This window comes from Streptomyces sp. NPDC007025 (assembly GCF_042869455.1).
GTDB lineage: Bacteria > Actinomycetota > Actinomycetes > Streptomycetales > Streptomycetaceae > Streptomyces.
This window is the reverse complement of the sequence record NZ_JBIAFT010000003.1, coordinates 329590-349664: the sequence shown is the minus strand read 5'-3', so window position 1 is coordinate 349664 and position 20075 is coordinate 329590. Positions and strand designations below refer to the sequence as shown.

Here is a 20075-nt window from a genome sequence, read left to right as displayed (position 1 = left end):
TGAATGCCTCCCCGCTCGCGGCCACGCTGAATCCCCTTGGTAGTCACCGAACTACGGAGAGGAGTGGATCGTGTCCGGAAGCGACGACACGGCGGGCCGAGGGCCGGACCGGCCGGAAGCCGCGGCGGAACTCACCGCGTTCATGGAGGCCGGAGCCTTCTGGCGACTCGTACCCGAGTGGGTCCCGCGCACCGGCTTCGCGGAGCCGACTCCGCAACTGCTGCGGGACGTCGCGGCCGGGCTCCGGCAGAGGTCGCGCGGGTGACCGGCCGGACGGACGCGACGGGCGTGCAGGACGAGACAGGCGGAGCGTGGCAGCCGGCCGCCCGCGAACCGGTATCCGCGGACGCCGGCCCGCCGCATGCCGAGGTCTCCGCCTCACCCCGCTGGGCCGACATCGCGCAGCTCCAGGCAGCCTCCGTCATGCACCGCCAGGAGTGCCGAGCCTGCACGCAGGAGCGGTCCTGCCCGCTGGCGCGGCGACTTGAGGCGGCGCACCGAGAAGCCCGCAGAAGGCTGCGCCGAGCAGCCCGCCACACGGGGGGAGGAGGCAGCACCATGACGGCTGACGCCGCGAGGGGCTGCGCGGAGTGCGTCCGCCTGGAGTGCGACCGCGAAGCCGCGCGCACGGTGGGCGACTGGAGCCGGGCCACCGACTGCGCCGTACTCCTGCGACGGCACCCGGAGCACGGAGCGAAGTCCGTTCGAAGGCCCTGAAGTGGCTGCTGCCGGACGGGTGGTGGTCGTTGTCGAGCTGCTGCTTCTTGCGCCGGTGCCACCGGAAGAGAAATCATCCTCAAGAGTGTGGTTGCGTCATTGTCCTCTGCGTGCGAAGGAGATCCCCGACGTGTCAGCGTCCTGGAGCCTGGCTCAAAGTGAGTGGTTCTGCGTCACGTTTTCGCGGGGGCGCACCCAGGAGGAAGTCATCGAAATATACGGTGCGAGAAGGGGTGCCGGACAGGCGTCGACCCTTGATGAAGAAGGGGATGTCATCGGGGGTGCTGGGGAATCCGGTCATCGGCTGGACGAAGTGTTGGTCGGTAAGTTGGGCGACTGGGCCTTCGCCGTCGAGTTCGACAGTCCCATCGGTTATCTTGACGGAATTCTCGCCCCTCTTTCGAAAGCCACGGAAACCATCCTTCTGTTCCTCAGTGCGAAGGGGCTCTCAGAGTTCGCCTATATAGTTGACGGCCGAGTCGTCGAATCTTTCGAACCCGGCAATGATTCAGGGAACCGTGGTACGAGTGAGCGTGATTTTTTCGGCAAGGTTCTGGGGCTGACGGTGGCTGGTTGCTGCGGCGTGGAAGCTGCCTTGACGGTGATCGCCAACTACATCGGGAACCCCCTCACGCAGGAGATGCTGAGGGGCCCACTGTCGACTGCCGTGGTACCCGTCGACGACCGGCGAACACTGGAGCATGCGGACCCACCCCTTGAGTATCCGCCGCCGGCGGATCCGCCGCAGTCGCGACCCCTGGGCCGATATCTGGGACCGCTTTTTCCTGCCGAAGATCCACGAGTGGTTGAGGAGTCTCGGCAGCGTGCTGCGGTACGTCTCGAACAGACCCGAGAGGTGGGGGAGCGGGAATGAGACCGATGATCGGTGACCACGACGCGGAGGCAGCACTCGTCGTGCGGACCTGCTACGAGGACGAATCCACCTGGCGGGCCATAGTGGTAGAACTGAGGCAACCGTGGGGTGAGGACGACGAGCACGAAGCCCGCGTGCACCTCGTGGACGATCCGGCCTGGTCCGGCGCGACGACAGGAGAGGTGCGGGCGGCGGTGCGGGCGGCCACGCCGGCCGGCCATGTCTTCGTCGTCGACTCCACCGCCGTTCGCCACTCGCACTTCGCCATGCTGGCGGTCGACCTCGATCCGGACGCTCATCCCGCCCGCGACGCCACCGAAGGCACCGCGTCGGCGGAGGACGCTTTCCGCCTGGAGCCCGCAGCGGTCGGGGACGTGCATATGCTGCTCTCCCTCGGCGAGATGGGGTTCGACGAATACGTCGAAAGAGCTGACCGGGACCCGGACAAGGTCTATTGGTCCCCCTTCTGACGTCTGGTCTCCGGCCAGGCCGCGGGTCCCTCCTGAGCGAAACCAGTGCAGGGCCCCCGACCCGGGCCCGTCGACTCACCCCGGTGCCCACACCCGGACCGGCGACCCCCGACGCGCGGCCGGTGCGCCTGCCGCGTCACTTCCGGCCGTCGGTGCTCTCGCGGGCGGTCGCCGCTTCCGGGGCGTGTGGCACGACCACGATCTGTGCGGCGTCCTCGTAGACGACCCGTCCCGGGTCGACGGAACGCAGAGCCCGGCAGTCGATGCCGTGCGCGGACAGAATCTCCAGATAGCCGGGGACACGGTCGAGGAGATGAGTGGCCGACGGCTTGAACCACGCCGCCGCGCCGGGGTTGATGTCGTCGTCGTAGATGTCGGGGTCGACGGTCGAGGGGTTGGGATACGCGGCGTCGTACCACCGGTTGTTGCGGCGGCGGAAGGCTTCTTGTTCCTCCGAGAGCCTGCCCTCCCTCGCCAGATTGTTGACGAGACCGAAAACGCCGGTGAAATGGCCTCGGCTGTTCCGGTGCGGCGATTGGAACCGGATGTACCGGACGGACTCGCTGTCGCGCTCGATCGACCCCATGAACGACATGTGCCACGCCCGTGGCCCCCGCACACGGCCCGCTGACGGCCGGCTCCGCGAACTCGCGCGCCGGGACGGGGTGCCGGCGGCACGGCGCGGCGAGCGATCCGGGAGTGATCCGTCCAAGTGCTCGAATGGCGCCGGTTTCCGTGCTGCCGGGACTACGATCGGCGGTATGAATCGACCTTCAGCGGGACGTCTCCTCCAGGCCGTCGCGGTCGGCCACGGTGCCATCGGTGCGATGGTCCACCGGGAGGCGCTGGCGGAGCTGGCCCGCCGTGGTGTGGTCGACTCCGTGCCCGAGCGCGGCGACCGGGCGGCGGCCTTCTGGTTCATGGCGGCGGCGCCCGCCCTGTGGGTGGGCGGCCGGTTGCTCCGCTCGGCGGAGGAGCACGGCGACGTCGCCGCACAGCGTGCCGCGGGCGCGGTGCTGGCCGGTGTCGGTGCGGTGGGGACCGCGGCCATGCCCAAGGGCGGCTTCCCGGCGCTGGTCGCGATCGGCGGCATGCTGCTGCGCAGGCCCGCGCGGCGTGGGTAGGCGCTCAGCGCTTTCTGGCCAGGACCAGCCGGCAGCGCGGGGCGCCGTCGTCGCGGCGGCCCAGTTCGGCGAGGGGCGCCAGCGTTACGTCGAAGCCCGCCGCCTCCAGGTCCCGCCGGACGTCGCCCAGCGGCCAGGTGCGGTAGTACATGACGAAGGGCGGCCGCCACACGGTGTTGCGCACCCGCATCGCCGCGTCGAACCCGAGCAGCGACCAGTACGCGGCGGTGCCCGGGCGCGGCGGCGCCGCCATCGGGAACGCGAAGGTGCCGCCGGCCCGCAGCACCCGGTGCACCTGGCCGAACAGGTGCGGGCGCTCGGCTGGCAGGAAGTGGCCGAACGCGCCGAAGCTGGCCACCAGATCGAAGGTGCCGTCGCGGAACGGCAGCGCGTGCGCGTCAGCCCGCACCCAGTGCGGGGCGGGGTGCGGGGCGGTGGCGTACGCGAACCTGGCCTCCGCCAGCATGCCCGTGCTGAAGTCGGCGCCCACCGCCCGGCCGGTGCACACCTTCTCCAGCACCCGCAGGCCGGCGCCGGTGCCGCAGCACAGGTCGAGCCCGTCGGCGAAGGGGCCGTGGCCGCCGAGGGCCCGGGCGGTCGCGTCCAGCACCTTCTCCGGTGTCCGGTAGGCGGTGTGGTCGAACTTCGGGGCCAGCAGGTCGTAGCCGTGCTGGACGGACGAGAGTGCCTGCCGGGCCAGTTCGGGCAGGGTGGGGCGCTGGCCGAGGAGCCGGTTGGGGGACATCGGGTCACTGTAGAGGGTGCGGCGGGCCGCGCGGCTCCCCGGTATCCGCGCGGGCACCGGGCCCGGCATCGGCGTGGGCGTCGGCCCCGACGCCGGGCGCCCGGGCCGCCCGTCGCCGCCCGCCGCGGCCCCCGGGCGGGCTGCCTCTGGGGCACCGCCCGCCGCGGCGCCCCCGCGGGCTACCTCTTCGCCGTCGCGCGCAAATACTCCCGGTTCATCGCGGCGATGGACGGCATCGGGATGCCCTTGGGGCAGGCCGTGGCGCACTCGCCGGTCAGGGTGCAGCCGCCGAAGCCCTCGGCGTCCATCTGCGCGACCATGTCGAGCACCCGGGTCTCCCGCTCGGGCGCCCCCTGCGGCAGCGCGGCGAGGTGGTTGACCTTGGCGGAGGTGAACAGCATGGCCGACCCGTTCGGGCAGGCGGCCACGCAGGCGCCGCAGCCGATGCACTCGGCGTGGGTGAACGCCGCGTCGGCGGCGGGCTTGGGCACGGCCGTCGCGTGGGCCTCGGGCGCCGCGCCGGTGGGCGCGGTGATGTAGCCGCCCGCGCCGATCACCCGGTCGAACGCGGACCGGTCGACGACCAGGTCCCGTACGACGGGGAAGGCCGCGGCGCGCCAGGGTTCGACGTCGACGGTGTCGCCGTCGGCGAAGTGCCGCATGTGCAGCTGGCAGGTGGTGGTGCGTTCGGGGCCGTGGGCCGCGCCGTTGATGACCATCCCGCAGGCGCCGCAGATGCCCTCGCGGCAGTCGTGGTCGAAGGCGACGGGTTCCTCGCCGCGGGTCAGCAGCGTCTCGTTGAGGGTGTCGAGCATCTCCAGGAAGGACATGTCGGGGGAGATGTCCTCGACCTCGTACGTGCGCATCTCGCCGGGCGACTCGGCATCCGGCTGCCGCCAGATCCGGAGGGTGAGGTTCATGTGTAGCTCCGCTGGGTGGGGTGTACGTGGTCGAAGTGCAGGGCTTCCTTGTGCAGCACGGGGGCCGTGCCGGTGCCGGTGAACTCCCAGGCGGCGGCGTAGCAGAACTCCTCGTCCTCGCGGGCCGCCTCGCCGTCCGCCGTGCGGTGCTCCTCGCGGAAGTGGCCGCCGCAGGACTCGGCGCGGTGCAGCGCGTCCAGGCACATCAGTTCGGCCAGCTCCAGGTGGTCGGCGACCCGGTTGGCCTGCTCCAGCGACTGGTTGAGCGCGGCGCCGCTGCCGGGCACCCGCACCCGCCGCCAGAACTCGGCGCGGAGTTCGGGGATCCGCTCCAGCGCCTTGCGCAGCCCCTCCTCGGTGCGGGACATGCCGCACTCGTCCCACAGGAGGGCGCCCAGTTCGCGGTGGAAGGACTCGGACGAGCGGTCGCCGTCCGCGGACAGCAGCGCGTCCAGCCGGTCGGAGACTGCGCGGACCGCCTCCTGCACGGCCGGATGGTCCGGGTCGGCAGGCTGGTGCGGGGTGCGGGCCAGGTAGTCGCCGAGCGTCGCGGGGAGGACGAAGTAGCCGTCGGCCAGGCCCTGCATCAGCGCGGAGGCGCCGAGCCGGTTGGCGCCGTGGTCGGAGAAGTTGGCCTCCCCGACGGCGAAGAGACCCGGCACGGTGGTCATCAGGTCGTAGTCCACCCACAGCCCGCCCATCGTGTAGTGGATGGCCGGGTAGATGCGCATGGGGCGGGTGTAGGGGTCCTCGGCGGTGATCCGCGCGTACATCTCGAAGAGGTTGCCGTACTTCTCCTCGACGGCCTTCCGGCCCATCCTGGCGAGGGCGTCGGCGAAGTCGAGGTAGACGCCCTCCCGTCGTCCGCCACCGCCCTCGACCGAGGCGCCTTCGGCTCCGCCTCCGTGGCCGACGGGGCCCACGCCGCGGCCCTCGTCGCAGACGTTCTTCGCGGCGCGGGAGGCGATGTCGCGGGGGACGAGGTTGCCGAAGGAGGGGTAGAGCCGCTCCAGGTAGTAGTCCCGCTCGTCCTCGGGGATGTCCTGCGGGGCGCGGTCGTCGCCGGGTTGCGCGGGCACCCAGACGCGGCCGTCGTTGCGGAGCGACTCGCTCATCAGGGTGAGTTTGGACTGGTGGTCGCCGGAGCGCGGGATGCAGGTGGGGTGGATCTGGGTGAAGCAGGGGTTGGCGAAGTGGGCGCCCCTGCGGTGCGCGCGCCAGATGGCGGTCGCGTTGGAGTTCTTGGCGTTGGTGGACAGGTGGAAGACGTTGCCGTAGCCGCCGGTGGCCAGCACCACCGCGTCGGCGAAGTGGCTCTCGATCCGCCCGGTCAGCAGGTCGCGGGCGACGATGCCGCGGGCCCGGCCGTCGATGACGATCAGGTCCAGCATCTCGGTGCGCGGGTGCATCTCGACGGCGCCGGTGGCGATCTGCCGTGAGAGCGCCTGGTAGGCGCCGAGCAGCAGTTGCTGCCCGGTCTGGCCGCGGGCGTAGAAGGTGCGGGAGACCTGGACGCCGCCGAAGGAGCGGGTGTCCAGCAGTCCGCCGTACTCGCGCGCGAACGGGACGCCCTGGGCGACGCACTGGTCGATGATCTCGGTGGAGATCTCGGCCAGCCGGTACACGTTCGACTCGCGGGAGCGGAAGTCGCCGCCCTTGACGGTGTCGTAGAAGAGGCGCTGCACCGAGTCGCCGTCGTTGCGGTAGTTCTTCGCCGCGTTGATGCCGCCCTGCGCGGCGACGGAGTGGGCGCGGCGCGGGGAGTCCTGGTAGCAGAACTGCACGACGCGGTAGCCCGCCTCGGCCAGGGTCGCTCCGGCCGAGCCGCCCGCCAGGCCGGTGCCGACGACGATGACGGTGTGCTTGCGGCGGTTGGCCGGGTTGACGAGCTTCGCCTCGAAGCGCCGCCGGTTCCACCGCTCGGCCACCGGCCCGTCGGGCGCCTTGGTGTCGACGGCCGGTTCCCCGGTCCGGTAGTCCTGGTAGGGGGTACTGGGGGTACTGGGGCTGCTCATGTCAGTTCACCACTCCGGTCATGACGCCGACGGGTACGGAGACGAATCCGGCGGTGATGGCCGCCGCGAGCACGGTCGCTCCGGCCCTGAGCAGGCGCCCGGTGCCGGGCCGGGTCACCCCGAGGGTCTGTGCCGCGCTCCAGAAGCCGTGCCGGATGTGCAGTCCGACGGCGAGCATGGCGACGAGGTAGATGACGTTCGCGTACCAGGTGCGGAACCCGGCCACGATGTTCTCGTACGGGTGGCCTTCCTGGCCGCGCGGATTGACGGTGCCGGTCGTCAGGTCGAGTACGTGCCAGACGAGGAACAGGGCCAGGATGATCCCGCCCCAGCGCATGGTCCGGGTCGCGTAGCTGCTGCCGCGCCTGCGGTGCCGGTATCCGACCGGCCGGGCGGCTAGGTCGCGCCGGCTGAGCTGGTAGGCGCTCACACCGTGCAGGACGACGGCCGCGAGCAGGACGGCCCGCGCGATCCACAGGAACCAGCCGTACCGCAGGAACGGCTCACCCAGGGTGCGCAGCCAGTGCGCGTAGCCGTTCATGTCCTCCGGCCCGAAGAAGACCTTCAGGTTCCCGAGCATGTGGACGAGCAGATAGGCCAGCATCAGCAGCCCGGTGACCGCCATGACCGCCTTCTTGCCGATCGTCGACCCCCACAGGGTGCGCAGCCGGCCCCGCCGGGGGCCCGGGCCCGGCGGGGCCGCCGAGCCGGGCCGGGGCTGCTGCGGAGTGGGGGTGCGGATATCCGTCGCCATGCTCATGCACGGTAGGGACGGCTCTCGGCATCAGTCCAAGACATAGAAGAGCTGCGAACGATAGGCCTTGCCTATCGTCGCGCCGTATGCTTGCCGTATGCAGCTCCAGCAGCTCCGCTACTTCACCGCCGTCGCCGACACCCGGCACTTCACCCGGGCAGCCCAGCGTGAGCACGTCGCCCAGCCCTCCCTCTCCCAGCAGATCCGCTCCCTGGAACGGGAGCTGGGCGCCGAGCTCTTCCACCGGGCGCGGGGGCACATCTCGCTCACCGACGCGGGCGAAGCCCTGCTGCCGCTGGCCCGGCGGATCCTGGCCGACACCGAGACGGCCCGCCGCGAGGTGCAGGAAGTCGCGCAGCTCCGCCGCGGGCGGATCCGGCTCGGGGCGCCGCCGAGCCTGTGCGCCGGACTCGTGCCGGACGTGCTGCGCGCCTTCCACGACCGCTACCCCGGCGTGGAGCTGATGGTGCACGAGGACGGCTCCCAGGACCTGGTGCGGGCGCTGGCCGCGGGACAACTGGACCTCGCGCTGATCATCACCCCGCTGCCGGGCCAGGGGCCGGTGCTGGCCGCGGACGAGCTGCTGAGCGAGGAACTGGTCGTCGTCGCGGCCCCGGACCTGCCCCCGTTTCCGCGCCGCGACCGCATCCGCGTCGAGGACCTGCGCGGCCGTCCGCTGGCGATGTTCCGGCGCGGCTACGACCTGCGGGAGCTGACCGTGGCCGCCTGCCGGGACGCGGGCTTCGAACCCGTCTTCGGCGTGGAGGGCGGTGAGATGGACGCCGTGCTCGGCTTCGTCCGCGCGGGCCTCGGACTGGCCGTCGTCCCCCGGATGGTCGCGGCCCGCTCCGGCCTGCAGGTCACCCGCTTCGCACCGCCCGGGCTGCACCGCACCGTCGCGGTCGCGCACCGCGGCGACGTCTCCCCGACCCGCGCGGCCCGGGAGCTCCAGCGGATCCTGACCGAGCGGGTCGCCCTGGAAGACGGCGCCTCCGGCTCCGGCAGCAGGTCCTAGCGCCCGGCCGTGGCCGCCTCGGCGATCCGCCGGCTCATCGGCGAGGGGTCCGCGCCCGGCTCGACCGGGGTGAACGTCCACACCAGCCGCCGCTGCTGGTCGCGGGTGGCGAACATGCCGGTCGCATAGCCGTGCTGCTCGCCCGTCTTGCCCCACAGCTCCACCCCCTCGACGGTGACCGTCTGCAGCCCGGTGCTGTAGCGCGCCGGACTCCCGTCGAGCATCCGCACCTGCTTCGGCGGCAGCGTGAACATCCTGCGCAGCTGCCGCTGCGGCAGCAGCGCTCCGGAGAACAGCGCGGACAGGAAGCGGTGCAGATCGCCGGTGCTGGTCACGATCTCGCCGTCCGCGTACGAGGCTGACATGTCGAACTCGGTGACGTCCGCGAGCGTGCCGCCTTCCGTCTCCAGACAGCCGTGCATGTGCGGGCCGCGGATCCGCCGCGGGTAGCCCTCCGCCGACGGGAAGGAGGTGTGCCCCAGCCGCAGCGGGCGCAGCAGCCGGTCGCGCAGCTCGATCCCGTACGGACGTCCCGTCACCTGCTCGATGACCAGCGCCGCCAGTACGTAGTTGACGCCGCGGTACTCCTGCCTGGTACCCGGCCGGAACTTCAGCTCGCCGCCGGTGGCGCTCGCCACGATCCCCTGCGGGGTCCACCGGTCGAAGCGGTGCCGCAGCACGGCCTGCGCGGTGCTCAGGTCGGGCAGTCCGACGTGGTCGGGCAGCCCGCTGGTGTGGTCGAGGAGCTGCGCCACCGTGACGGCCCCGAAGCGCTCCGGCAGCAGGTCGGGCAGGTAGTGCCGGACGGGCGCCGTCAGGCGCAGCCGTCCCTCGTCGGCGAGTTGCAGCGCCGCGGTGGCCACGAACGCCTTGGTGACGCTGCCGGCGCGCACCTTGTCGTTGAGCCCGACCGGCCGCCCGGTGGACGGGTCCGAGACCCCCGAGGTGCCGTACCACCGCCCGGCCGAGCCACTGACCCGCAACTGCGCCCCGGACGCACGCGGGTGTGCCAGATCGTCCAGGGCGGCCCGCAGCGCGCGGGCGTCGGGCGGCTGGAGCCTCCGGCCCCCGCCCGCGTCCGGGCGGCCGGCCTCGGGGGTGTCCGCGGCGGCCACCGGCACCGGGGCGCCGACGGCGGCCAGCGCCGTACCGGAGGCCACCCCGGCGAGCAGGCTCCGGCGCGAGGGGCGGCCGGCGGGACGGCGGGCGGGACGGACGGCGGGGTGGGTGCGGCTGCGGGAGAGCGGCGTGAAGGTCATGACTCCACCCTCGCGGCGCCGTCCCCGCGCTCCATCCGGGAACACCCTGAGCCGTCCCCGTACCCGCCCCCGCCCCGCCTTGGGGGCGGCGCCCGGCGCGGACCGGGGGCGCACACCGGTGCGCTGCCCGGTTCCGGCTCCGGGGCGGCGTGCCACGCGGGCGGAGGTGCGGCGGGCCGGCCGGAGCACTTCCCGGTGCCGGGCTTCCCGGCGCGGCACCCGCTACATGCCGAGGCCGGCCTCGGCGAGGCGGGCGAGTGCCTCCTTGTCGCCGTCCAGTTCCACGTCCGCCTGCTCCGTGCGGCCGGAGACGAACAGCAGCAGCTCCGAGGGGGCGCCGACGGCGGTCACGACCGGGGTGCCGCGCCGGGCGACCGCCGTCTGGCCGTCGGGGCGGCGCAGCACCAGGCCGACCGGCGCCTTGCGCCCGTACATCCGGGCGGCCGTCTCCAGTCGGCGCCACAGCGCGTCCTCGAAGACGGAGTCCAGCTCGCGCCGCGCCCAGTCGGGCTGTGCCCGGCGTACGTCCTCCCCGTGGATGAAGAACTCGACCGTGTTGGCCGCCTCGTCCACCTGCTTCAGCGCGAAGGGCGACATCCGGGGCGGCCCGGTACGGATGAGGTGGATCAGCTCGTCGTACGGTTTGGCGGTGAACTCGGCCTGCACCCGCTCCAGTCGGGGCGCGAGCTGCTTGATCAGCAGGCCGCCGGCCGCGTCTCCGCGCCGTTCGCGCACGACGACGTGCGCGGCCAGGTCCCGGGTGCGCCACCCCTCGCACAGGGTGGGCGCGTCGGGCCCGTTGGCCTCCAAGAGATCGGCGAGCAGCAGACGTTCACGTTTGGCATGGGTCGACATACCGCAAGCGTACGGCGCGCGGGGCGCGGACGGGGAGTTGTCGGTGCCCGGGCGTGTGCGCGGCGTGTCCGGCGCTGTGCCGCGTGCCGCGCCGGATGCGCGGCTGCGGCCCCGCGCCGAGCGGTACGTGGAGTGCGGGACGGGTGCGGGACAATGGAGCCATGTCCCAGGAGAGCTCCCTCGACCCCGCCGTCGCCGCCCGGCTCAAGCGCAACCCGGACGGGCTGCTGCCCGCCGTCGCCCAGCAGTACGACACCGGGGAGGTGCTGATGCTCGGGTGGATGGACGACGAGGCCCTGCACCGCACCCTCACCACCGGACGCGCCACCTACTGGAGCCGCAGCCGCGGCGAGTACTGGGTGAAGGGCGACACCTCCGGGCATGTGCAGCGGGTCAAGTCCGTGGCGCTCGACTGCGACGCGGACACCGTGCTGGTGCGGGTCGACCAGACCGGGGCCGCCTGCCACACCGGCAGCCGCACCTGCTTCGACGCGGACGTGCTGCTGCCCCGGGAGCCGTGACGCCGACGGCCCGCCGTCGCACGACAGGCGGCGCCGGCGCCGAGCCGTCCCGCGCCCGGTGACCTGGACGCCGTGCCGCCGCCGGACCAGTAGGGTGAGGCGCCATGACGGCGCCTGACCTCGCAACCTTCCGGACGCTCGCCAAGAACCGGCGAGTCATCCCGGTGACCCGCCGCCTGCTGGCGGACGGCGACACTCCCATCGCCCTGTACCGCAAGCTCGCCGCTGAACGCCCCGGCACCTTCCTGCTGGAGTCCGCGGAGAACGGCCGCACCTGGTCGCGGTACTCCTTCATCGGGGTGCGCAGCGACGCTGCGCTGACCGTGCGCGGCGGCGAAGCGCACTGGCAGGGCACCCCGCCGGTCGGCGTCCCCACCGACGGCGACCCGCTCGTCGCGCTCCGCGAGACCGTCGAGGCCCTGCACACCCCGCGCGACCTGCACCGGGGCGGCGAGCTGCCGCCGTTCACCGGCGGCATGGTCGGCTACCTCGGCTACGACATCGTCCAGCGGCTGGAGAAGATCGGCCACCACCCCGGCACCGCGGACGACCTGGGGCTGCCGGAGCTGACGATGCTGCTCACCTCCGACCTGGCCGTCCTCGACCACCGCGACGGCACGGTGCTGCTGATCGCCAACGCGATCAACCACAACGACCTGGACACCGGCGTCGACGAGGCGTACGCGGACGCCGTGCGGCGGCTGGACGCGATGGCCGCCGACCTCGCACGCCCCGCCCCCGTCGACCCGGTGGCGCTGCCCGCCTCCGAACTCCCTTCCGTCGAGGCCCGGTCGGGCGGGGCGACCTACCAGGGCTGGGTCGAGGACATCAAGGAGCGGATCCGCGGCGGGGAGGCGTTCCAGGTGGTGCCCTCGCAGCGGTTCGAGGCCCGCTGCGAGGCGAGCGCCCTGGACGTCTACCGGGTGCTGCGGGCCACCAACCCGAGCCCGTACATGTACCTGTTGCGCTTCGAGGGTTTCGACATCGTCGGCTCCAGCCCCGAGGCGCTGGTCAAGGTCGAGGACGGTCGCGCGATGATGCACCCCATCGCCGGGACCCGGCCGCGGGGCGCCACCCCCGGCGAGGACACCGCGCTGGCCGAGGAACTGCTGGCCGACCCCAAGGAGCGGGCCGAGCACCTGATGCTGGTGGACCTGGGCCGCAACGACCTGGGGCGGGTCTGCGAACCGGGCAGCGTCGAGGTGGTCGACTTCATGTCGATCGAGCGCTACAGCCACGTGATGCACATCGTCTCGACCGTCACCGGGCAACTGGCCCCGGACCGTACCGCGTTCGACGCGCTCACCTCCTGCTTCCCGGCCGGGACACTGTCCGGGGCGCCCAAGCCGCGTGCACTCCAGATCATCGAGGAGCTGGAGCCCACCAGGCGCGGTGTCTACGGCGGATGTGTCGGATATCTCGACTTCGCCGGCGACTCCGACACCGCCATCGCCATCCGCACCGCGCTGCTGCGGGACGGGACCGCGTACGTCCAGGCGGGCGCCGGAGTCGTCGCCGACTCCGACCCCGAGGCCGAGGACACCGAGTGCGCCAACAAGGCCGCGGCCGTGCTGAGGGCGGTCCGGACGGCCGAACGCCTCGGGGGTAGCGTGGAGGCGTGACTTCTTCGACCCCCGCGCCGGACCCGGACGGCACCGAGGGGGGCCCGCACCCCGGCCGGCCGGAAGCGGAGCCCGCCCCGGACGCCGGGCGCCCGGGCACGTCGCGCTCCCGGGCGGCCCGCACCGCGCTGGCGGCGGCCCTGCTGTGCGGCGCGGTGGGCGCGGCCCTCGCGCTGATCTCCGCCGGCCAGACCTGGAGCACGTCCACGGCCGAGTTCGCCCAGGGCCAGGTGCCGGTCAGCGCCGAGGGCGGCGACGTCACCGGCCTGCCCAGCGCACTGGCGCTGGTCGGCCTCGCCGCGCTCGTCGCCGTCTTCGCCGTACGCCGGACCAGCCGCCGGATCGTCTCCGGGCTGCTCGCGCTGTGCGGCACCGCCGTGCTGGCCTCGGCGCTGCTGGGGGCCGACGACACCGGTGCGCTCTCCGCCGAGGCCGCCAAGACCAGCGGCCTGACCGACAGCGGCATCGGCGCCGTCGACGTCAGCGCCTGGCCGTATGTGTCGGCGGTGGGCGGTGCGCTGCTGCTGGTCGCCGGGCTGCTGGCGCTGCGGTACGGCGCGGGCTGGCCCTCGATGTCCGGCAGCGCCCGCTACGAGCGCACCCCGCTGCGGCAGCGCGCCGCCCGTACCCGGCGCGTCGATCCCGACCGGCCCGAGGACCTGTGGAAGGCCCTGGACCGCGGCGAGGATCCCACGCACGGCACCGCCTGAGCCGCGGCCCCAGCGGCCTCCGCGCCCGTGTCCGGCACCTGCGCGCGGCCCGCCGCGGCCCGTACGGACGACCCCCGTGCCCTCGCGCGGGCGCGGAAGGGGGAGAATGGGCGGCGAACGGGCCGGGTGGCCCCACCTCATGTTGTGACTCAAGGAGCATTCATGGCGCACAGCCACGGACACACCCCGGCCGCCTGGACCGGCTCGATCATCGCCTTCGTCGGCTTCTGCGTCGCCTCCGTCTTCACGGTGCTGGCGCAGCCCGTCGGTGTGATCGCAGGGCTGGTCGTCATCGGGGCGGGCGCTGTGATCGGCGGCATCATGCGGGCGGCGGGGATGGGCCAGTCGAAGTCCCCCGGTCTGACGGCCGAGCAGGCGCGGGCCCACAAGCTGGCGCACGACCGGGCGCACCGGCCGGTCGCCGACAAGGCGCACTCCTGAACGACCGGCAGCACGCCGCGACCGTGCGGCACCGCCTCACCGGAGCGGTGCCGCGGCTGGCCGTGCCCCTCGGCAGTCTCGCCGCGGTGGGCGCGGCCTTCGCCGTCGTGGCCGTCGTCGACCCCAACGAGCCCGGTCACTATCCGGCCTGTCCCTTCCTGACCGTCGCCGGCCTGTACTGCCCCGGCTGCGGCGGGCTGCGCAGCGCGCACGCCGTCACCCAGGGGGACCTGGGCACCGCGCTGGGCGCCAACGTCCTCGCCGTGCTGCTCTTCACGGGCTTCGCGCTGGGCTGGCTGCACTGGGCCGCCGGCGCGGTCCGGGGCCGCCGCTACTCCTTCCCGGTGCGGCTGCGGGCCTGGCACTGGTGGGCGCTCGGGGCGCTGACGGTCGCCTTCACGGTTGTCCGGAATACGCCCCTCGGAGTCGGCCTGGCTCCCTGAGCAGCCGCGTCCGCACGGCCACCGGGGCGGTGATTTGTCCGCTATATGGGACTGTGATCAACCGGATGCGGGACCTCCGTGCCGGGGCGGATACCATCACAGTGGCCCACCCGACCATCCCCTGCTCCGCCTCCGAGGAGCGCCCCGGAACCTTTTTCCGCCGCCCGCCCGGTGCCGACCCGTATCCAGCCCGAACCCAGCCAGCAAGGAGGCCGCTCGGTGAGTGTGCTCGACGAGATCATCGAAGGCGTGCGGGAAGACCTCGCCGAGCGGCAGGCGCGCGTCAGCCTCGAGGAGCTCAAGGAGCGCGTCGCCCGGGCACCCCAGGCCAGGGACGGGCTCGCGGCACTCAAGGGTGACAGCACCGCCGGGGTGCGGGTGATCTGCGAGGTGAAGCGCTCCAGCCCGTCCAAGGGCGCGCTGGCGGCCATCGCCGACCCGGCCGGGCTCGCCGCCGACTACGAGGCGGGCGGCGCCGCAGTCATCTCCGTCCTCACCGAGCGCCGCCGGTTCGGCGGCTCGCTCGCCGACCTGGAGGCGGTCCGGGCCCGCGTCGACATCCCCGTCCTGCGCAAGGACTTCGTCTTCTCCTCCTACCAGCTGTGGGAGGCCCGTGCGCACGGCGCCGACCTGGTGCTGCTGATCGTCGCCGCGCTGGAGCAGGAGGCCCTGGTCTCGCTGATCGAGCGCGCCGAGTCCATCGGTCTCACCCCGCTGGTCGAGGTGCACGACGAGGACGAGGCCGAGCGGGCACTGGCGGCCGGGGCGAAGATCGTCGGCGTCAACGCGCGGAACCTGAAGACCCTCGAGGTGGACCGCGGCAACTTCACCCGGATCGCCCCCGAGATCCCCGACCACGTCGTCAAGATCGCCGAGTCCGGCGTCCGCGGTCCGCACGACCTGATCGCCTACGCGAACGAGGGGGCCGACGCCGTTCTGGTGGGGGAGTCGCTGGTGACCGGCAAGGATGCGCGCACCGCGGTCTCGGACCTCGTGGCCGCGGGCGCCCACCCCGCGCTCCGCCACGGCGGGAGGGACTGACACGCGATGACGGCTGAGGTCTCCCTGTGCTCCCTCGCGCTGGCGCGCGGGTGCCGTCCGCGCGGGTGCCGGGCGCCCGCGCGCCGGGTGCGCGGCCGGTCCGTCCGGTACCACATCGGGTGCGAGCCGGGCGTGATCCGCGGCCGCCGATGGCGCTGACCCGCCCCTGCCCGCCCGCACCCCGCTGAGGGGAGCGCCCCTTGCCCGCCCGCCGCCGCGCGGGCGCGCCTCCGGCTGCCGGCCGGAGCCCGGGGGAGGGCCGGGGCCCGGAGCCGTCACATCAGCCCACTCGCAAGGAGCAGCGTTCGGTATGCCGTCCGACTACTTCATTCCCGATCCCGAGGGTCACAGCCCCAGCGTCGCCGGTTACTTCGGCGCGTTCGGCGGCAAGTTCATCCCCGAGGCCCTGGTCGCCGCCGTCGACGAGGTGGCCGCGGAGTACGAGAAGGCGAAGGCGGATCCCGCCTTCGCCGCCGAGCTCGACGACCTGCTGGTCGACTACACCGGCCGGCCCAGCGCGCTGACCGAGGTCAAGCGGTTCGCCGAGCACGCGGGCGGTGCCCGGGTCCTCCTCAAGCGCGAGGACCTCAACCACACCGGCTCGCACAAGATCAACAACGTGCTGGGGCAGGCCCTGCTCACCAAGCGGATGGGCAAGCCCCGGGTCATCGCCGAGACCGGCGCGGGCCAGCACGGCGTGGCCACGGCCACCGCATGCGCCCTCTTCGGGCTCGAATGCACCATCTACATGGGCGAGATCGACACCGAGCGGCAGGCCCTCAACGTCGCCCGGATGCGGATGCTCGGGGCCGAGGTCGTCCCCGTCACCTCCGGCAGTCGCACCCTCAAGGACGCCATCAACGAGGCGTTCCGCGACTGGGTCGCCAACGTCGAGAGGACCCACTACCTCTTCGGCACGGTCGCCGGACCGCACCCCTTCCCGCAGATCGTGCGCGACTTCCACCGCGTGATCGGCGTCGAGGCGCGGCGGCAGGTGCTGGAGCGCACCGGACGGCTGCCGGACGCCGTCGCCGCCTGCGTGGGCGGCGGCTCCAACGCGATCGGGCTCTTCCACGCCTTCCTGCCGGACACCGGTGTGCGGCTGGTCGGCTTCGAGGCGGCCGGGCACGGTGTCGAGTCCGGCGAGCACGCGGCCACGCTGACCGCGGGCGAGCCCGGCATCCTGCACGGCTCGCGCTCCTACGTCCTGCAGGACGACGAGGGGCAGATCACCGAGCCCTACTCGATCTCGGCCGGGCTCGACTACCCGGGCATCGGCCCCGAGCACGCCCACCTCAAGGACAGCGGCCGGGGCGAGTACCGGCCGGTCACCGACGACCAGGCGATGCGGGCGCTGCGGCTGCTCTCCGAGACCGAGGGCATCATCCCGGCCATCGAGAGCGCGCACGCGCTGGCGGGCGCCCTGGACCTGGGCAGGGAGCTGGGCCCCGAGGGGATCGTCCTGGTGAACCTCTCGGGCCGCGGCGACAAGGACATGGACACGGCCGCGCGGTACTTCGGCCTGCTGGACGGCGCGGAAGGGGAGCGGGCATGAGCGGGCACACCGAGGAGACGGGAACCACCGGGAACTCCCGCGCCGCGGGCGGCAACGTCCGGCTGCTGGACGAGACGCTCGCGCGGGCCAGGGCCGAGAACCGGGCCGCGCTCGTCGGCTACCTCCCGGCCGGCTTCCCCACCGTCGACGGCGGCATCGCCGCCTGCACGGCGCTGCTGGAGAGCGGCTGCGACGTGGTCGAGGTGGGGTTGCCGCACAGCGACCCGGTGATGGACGGGCCCGTCATCCAGACCGCGGACACCATCGCCCTGGAGGGCGGGGTGCGGATCGCGGACGTGCTGCGCACGGTCCGCGAGGCGCACGCGGCGACCGGGAAGCCGGTGCTGGTCATGACGTACTGGAACCCCGTCGACCGGTACGGTGCCGAGCGCTTCGCCGAGGAGCTGGCGGCGGCGGGCGGGGCCGGCTGCATCCTGCCCGACCTGCCGGTCGAGGAGTCCGAGGGCTGGCGGAAGGCGGCCGAGCACGCCGGGCTCGGCACGGTCTTCGTCGTCGCGCCCAGCAGCCAGGACGCGCGCCTGGCCCGGATCACCGCGGCGGGCAGCGGCTTCGTCTACGCCGCCTCGCTGATGGGAGTCACCGGGACGCGGGAATCGGTGGGCGAGGAGGCCCGCGAACTGGTCGAGCGGGTCCGCTCCACCACCGACCTGCCCGTCTGTGTCGGCCTGGGGGTGTCCAACCCCGCGCAGGCGGCCGAGGTCGCCGCGTTCGCCGACGGGGTCATCGTGGGCTCGGCGTTCGTCAAGCGGCTGCTGGAGGCCGACACCCGGGCAGCCGGGCTGGACGAGGTGCGGCAGCTCGCCGCGGCCCTCGCGGAGGGCGTCCGGCGCTGAGGCGCGGCCGAGGCGCGGGCCGCCGCGGTGCCGGAGGCCACGCCTCCCGGGGCTTCCGGCCCCGGGAGGCGGCTCTCGGCAGGCCCCCGGTCACCGGCCTCGGTCCCTCCCCGGCGCTCCTCCCGCCTCCCGGAGGCGGGAGGAGCCGGAGGACCGCCGAGGGCATCCTGTCCCCGCGCCGCTGAACGGCTCTTTCGGGTGAAAATGGGCGCAGCGCGTTCGTCGGTGACCCGCCCCTCTCGTTGGGTCGGGCGTGATGAGCCAGAACAGCAATGACGGCGGCAAGCGCTCGGCCCGCGAACGTCTGCGGGCCGAGCGGGAGCGGGACAGGGCAGCCGAGCGCCGGTGGCGCTCGCTCAAGGTGGGCGCGGTGGTCGCCGGGGTGCTGGCCGTCGCCGCCGGGGTCGGGATCACCGTCGCGGCCCGGGGCGGCGACGACCAGGGCTCGCAGTCGGCGAAGCCCGTCACCGTGGGGCAGCGCAGCGCACCGGCCCGGCTCACGGTCTACGAGGACTTCCGTTGTCCGGCGTGCGCCCAGTTCGAGAACTCCTTCCGGGACACGATCAAGAGCCTGGAGCGGGCGGGCAAGCTCAGGACCGAGTACCACCTGGTGACGCTCATCGACGGCAACATGGGCGGCCGGGGCTCGCACGAGGCGGCCAACGCGGTGGCCTGCGCCCGGGACAAGGGGAAGTTCGGCCCGTACCACGACGTGCTCTACCGCAACCAGCCCCGCGAGCAGGAGGACGCCTTCGCCAGCACCGACCGGCTGATCCGGCTGGCCGGCAAGGTGGAGGGGCTGGTCGACCCCGAGTTCCGCTCGTGTGTGACCGGCGGCCGGCACGACGCCTGGGTGAAGCGCTCCGACGAGGACTTCCGCGAGTCCGGTCACCAGGGCACCCCCACCGTCCTGCTGAACGGCAAGGACGTCTTCAGCGACCAGTCCGACCCGCTGACCCCGGACGGGCTGCGGAAACTGGTGGAGCGGAAGAGCTAGCGCCCCCCGCCCTCCGCCCCCCCGGTGGCGGCCGCGGGCGCGGCCCTCGCCGTGCCCGCCGTGCCCGGCGGGCGCCCCGCGGTGTTATCCAGCCGTTGCGCGGGCTGATTGTCCGGCGTGCGGCCGGGCACGGTACCGTCAGGGGCGCCATGGAGACCCTTGCCTTTATCCCCAGTCCGTCGGCCGGTGAGATTCACCTCGGGCCGCTCCCGCTGCGCGGCTACGCGCTCTGCATCATCCTCGGCGTCTTCGCCGCGGTCTGGCTAGGCGGGCGCCGGTGGGCCGCTCGGGGCGGACAGCCGGGCACGGTCGCCGACATCGCCGTCTGGGCCGTTCCGTTCGGCCTCCTCGGCGGCCGGCTGTACCACGTCATCACCGACTACCAGCTCTACTTCGGCGAGGGCCGCAACCCCGTCGACGCCTTCCGCATCTGGGACGGCGGGCTGGGCATCTGGGGCGCCATCGCGCTGGGCGCGCTCGGCGCCTGGATCGGCTGCCGCCGCCGCGGCATCCCGCTGCCGGCGTACGCGGACGCCGTGGCGCCGGGGATCGTGCTGGCGCAGGCGCTGGGCCGCTGGGGCAACTGGTTCAACCAGGAGCTGTACGGGCGGCCGACCGATCTGCCGTGGGCCCTGGAGATCGACCCGGCGCACCGGCCGGTCGACACGCCCGATCTGGCGACCTATCACCCCACCTTCCTGTACGAGTCGCTGTGGTGCGTCGGGGTCGCCCTGCTGGTGATCTGGGCGGACCGCCGCTTCAAGCTGGGGCACGGCCGGGCGTTCGCGCTGTACGTCGCCGCCTACACGGTGGGGCGGTTCTGGATCGAGTACATGCGGGTGGACGACGCGCACCACGTGTTCGGGATGCGGCTGAACAACTGGACGGCGATCGTCGTCTTCCTGCTGGCCGTCCTCTACATCGTCGTCTCCGGGAAGAAGCGGCCCGGCCGCGAGGAGGTCGTCGAGCCGGAGCCGGACGCGCCGGACGGGGGCGCGGACCCGGCCCCGGACGAGGAGTCCTCGGAGTCCGAGAAGGGGGCCGGGGAGGCGCGGTCAGCGACGGAGAAGCCGCGGTCGTCCCGGAAGACGGCCGGCGGACCGGCTTCCTGACACACCGGACCGCCGGGCCCCTGGTGAGGCA

Annotated in this window: 24 protein-coding genes; 17 read left to right on the top strand and 7 right to left on the bottom strand. The window is 73.3% G+C overall.

What is annotated here, in order from left to right:
- Window positions 1-70: 70 nt before the first annotated feature.
- The 4 genes from ACFYMO_RS07970 to ACFYMO_RS07955 all read left to right on the top strand — a co-directional run bounded on the left by ACFYMO_RS07970 (window position 71) and on the right by ACFYMO_RS07955 (window position 2061).
- Complete coding sequence (locus ACFYMO_RS07970) at window positions 71-265, top strand: hypothetical protein (protein ID WP_388545023.1); 195 nt, start codon at window positions 71-73, stop codon at window positions 263-265.
- Between the two features lie 293 nt (window positions 266-558).
- The gene (locus ACFYMO_RS07965; RefSeq protein ID WP_366772366.1) at window positions 559-717 is read left to right on the top strand and encodes a hypothetical protein; all 159 of its coding nucleotides are present in this window, start codon (window positions 559-561) and stop codon (window positions 715-717) included.
- 1 nt (window position 718) lies between these two features.
- Complete coding sequence (locus tag ACFYMO_RS07960; protein ID WP_366772367.1) at window positions 719-1591, top strand: DUF6461 domain-containing protein; 873 nt, start codon at window positions 719-721, stop codon at window positions 1589-1591.
- Window positions 1588-2061 carry a DUF6924 domain-containing protein gene (locus ACFYMO_RS07955; RefSeq protein WP_366772368.1) on the top strand — a complete coding sequence of 158 codons (474 nt, stop codon included), beginning with the start codon at window positions 1588-1590 and terminating at the stop codon, window positions 2059-2061. The genes ACFYMO_RS07960 and ACFYMO_RS07955 overlap by 4 nt, the downstream gene beginning before the upstream one ends.
- 136 nt (window positions 2062-2197) lie before the next feature.
- Here the strand turns inward: ACFYMO_RS07955 and ACFYMO_RS07950 are convergent, their stop codons facing one another.
- Complete coding sequence (locus ACFYMO_RS07950) at window positions 2198-2647, bottom strand: hypothetical protein (protein ID WP_366772404.1); 450 nt, start codon at window positions 2645-2647, stop codon at window positions 2198-2200.
- 175 nt (window positions 2648-2822) lie between these two features.
- Here ACFYMO_RS07950 and ACFYMO_RS07945 point away from each other — a divergent pair, with 175 nt between their 5' ends.
- Window positions 2823-3185 carry a DUF6463 family protein gene (locus tag ACFYMO_RS07945; protein WP_366772369.1) on the top strand — a complete coding sequence of 121 codons (363 nt, stop codon included), beginning with the start codon at window positions 2823-2825 and terminating at the stop codon, window positions 3183-3185.
- Window positions 3186-3189: 4 nt separating this feature from the next.
- On the opposite strand, the gene ACFYMO_RS07940 is transcribed toward ACFYMO_RS07945, so the two are convergent.
- The 4 genes from ACFYMO_RS07940 to ACFYMO_RS07925 form a co-directional block, all read right to left on the bottom strand.
- Window positions 3190-3930, bottom strand: coding sequence for a class I SAM-dependent methyltransferase (locus tag ACFYMO_RS07940; protein ID WP_388545018.1), 741 nt, complete (start codon window positions 3928-3930; stop codon window positions 3190-3192).
- 179 nt (window positions 3931-4109) lie between these two features.
- Window positions 4110-4850 (bottom strand): succinate dehydrogenase/fumarate reductase iron-sulfur subunit, encoded by a 741-nt coding sequence (locus ACFYMO_RS07935; protein WP_074998260.1) that lies wholly within the window; start codon window positions 4848-4850, stop codon window positions 4110-4112.
- Window positions 4847-6865: a fumarate reductase/succinate dehydrogenase flavoprotein subunit gene (locus tag ACFYMO_RS07930; protein WP_366772371.1), complete on the bottom strand. Its 2019-nt coding sequence runs from the start codon at window positions 6863-6865 to the stop codon at window positions 4847-4849. Before ACFYMO_RS07930 ends, ACFYMO_RS07935 begins: the two co-directional genes overlap by 4 nt.
- A 1-nt stretch (window position 6866) precedes the next feature.
- Window positions 6867-7619: a succinate dehydrogenase cytochrome b subunit gene (locus tag ACFYMO_RS07925; protein ID WP_388545013.1), complete on the bottom strand. Its 753-nt coding sequence runs from the start codon at window positions 7617-7619 to the stop codon at window positions 6867-6869.
- A 97-nt stretch (window positions 7620-7716) separates the two neighbouring features.
- Between ACFYMO_RS07925 and ACFYMO_RS07920 the strand changes: the two genes are divergently transcribed.
- Complete coding sequence (locus ACFYMO_RS07920) at window positions 7717-8634, top strand: LysR substrate-binding domain-containing protein (protein WP_366772373.1); 918 nt, start codon at window positions 7717-7719, stop codon at window positions 8632-8634.
- On the opposite strand, the gene ACFYMO_RS07915 is transcribed toward ACFYMO_RS07920, so the two are convergent.
- Both ACFYMO_RS07915 and ACFYMO_RS07910 read right to left on the bottom strand, forming a co-directional pair.
- A complete protein-coding gene (locus tag ACFYMO_RS07915; RefSeq protein ID WP_388545009.1) occupies window positions 8631-9893 on the bottom strand; it encodes a serine hydrolase domain-containing protein in 1263 nt (420 codons plus the stop codon). The genes ACFYMO_RS07920 and ACFYMO_RS07915 overlap by 4 nt on opposite strands.
- A gap of 222 nt (window positions 9894-10115) precedes the next feature.
- Window positions 10116-10748, bottom strand: a complete 633-nt coding sequence (locus tag ACFYMO_RS07910; RefSeq protein WP_366772376.1) for a TIGR03085 family metal-binding protein — start codon at window positions 10746-10748, stop codon at window positions 10116-10118.
- 161 nt (window positions 10749-10909) lie between these two features.
- Between ACFYMO_RS07910 and hisI the strand changes: the two genes are divergently transcribed.
- From hisI to lgt, 11 genes are all read left to right on the top strand, one after another.
- Window positions 10910-11269, top strand: a complete 360-nt coding sequence (hisI, locus tag ACFYMO_RS07905) for a phosphoribosyl-AMP cyclohydrolase (protein ID WP_366772377.1) — start codon at window positions 10910-10912, stop codon at window positions 11267-11269.
- 104 nt (window positions 11270-11373) lie between these two features.
- Entirely contained in the window at window positions 11374-12891 is a 1518-nt protein-coding gene (locus tag ACFYMO_RS07900; protein ID WP_366772378.1) for an anthranilate synthase component I, read from the top strand.
- Complete coding sequence (locus ACFYMO_RS07895) at window positions 12888-13601, top strand: TIGR02234 family membrane protein (protein ID WP_366772379.1); 714 nt, start codon at window positions 12888-12890, stop codon at window positions 13599-13601. Before ACFYMO_RS07900 ends, ACFYMO_RS07895 begins: the two co-directional genes overlap by 4 nt.
- Before the next feature lie 162 nt (window positions 13602-13763).
- Window positions 13764-14042 (top strand): HGxxPAAW family protein, encoded by a 279-nt coding sequence (locus tag ACFYMO_RS07890; RefSeq protein ID WP_366772380.1) that lies wholly within the window; start codon window positions 13764-13766, stop codon window positions 14040-14042.
- Between the two features lie 23 nt (window positions 14043-14065).
- On the top strand, window positions 14066-14485 hold the full coding sequence (locus ACFYMO_RS07885; RefSeq protein ID WP_366772382.1) for a DUF2752 domain-containing protein: 420 nt from the start codon (window positions 14066-14068) through the stop codon (window positions 14483-14485).
- Between the two features lie 219 nt (window positions 14486-14704).
- The gene (gene trpC, locus ACFYMO_RS07880; protein WP_366772383.1) at window positions 14705-15526 is read left to right on the top strand and encodes an indole-3-glycerol phosphate synthase TrpC; all 822 of its coding nucleotides are present in this window, start codon (window positions 14705-14707) and stop codon (window positions 15524-15526) included.
- 6 nt (window positions 15527-15532) lie between these two features.
- Window positions 15533-15685 carry a tryptophan biosynthesis modulator TrpM gene (gene trpM, locus ACFYMO_RS07875; protein ID WP_388545002.1) on the top strand — a complete coding sequence of 51 codons (153 nt, stop codon included), beginning with the start codon at window positions 15533-15535 and terminating at the stop codon, window positions 15683-15685.
- Window positions 15686-15836: 151 nt separating this feature from the next.
- Window positions 15837-17081 carry a tryptophan synthase subunit beta gene (gene trpB / locus ACFYMO_RS07870; RefSeq protein WP_366772384.1) on the top strand — a complete coding sequence of 415 codons (1245 nt, stop codon included), beginning with the start codon at window positions 15837-15839 and terminating at the stop codon, window positions 17079-17081.
- The gene (gene trpA, locus ACFYMO_RS07865) at window positions 17078-17935 is read left to right on the top strand and encodes a tryptophan synthase subunit alpha (protein WP_366772385.1); all 858 of its coding nucleotides are present in this window, start codon (window positions 17078-17080) and stop codon (window positions 17933-17935) included. Before trpB ends, trpA begins: the two co-directional genes overlap by 4 nt.
- A 256-nt stretch (window positions 17936-18191) precedes the next feature.
- Window positions 18192-18932: a thioredoxin domain-containing protein gene (locus tag ACFYMO_RS07860; RefSeq protein ID WP_366772386.1), complete on the top strand. Its 741-nt coding sequence runs from the start codon at window positions 18192-18194 to the stop codon at window positions 18930-18932.
- A gap of 149 nt (window positions 18933-19081) precedes the next feature.
- Window positions 19082-20044, top strand: a complete 963-nt coding sequence (gene lgt, locus ACFYMO_RS07855) for a prolipoprotein diacylglyceryl transferase (RefSeq protein WP_366772387.1) — start codon at window positions 19082-19084, stop codon at window positions 20042-20044.
- The last annotated feature ends 31 nt before the right edge of the window (window positions 20045-20075 follow it).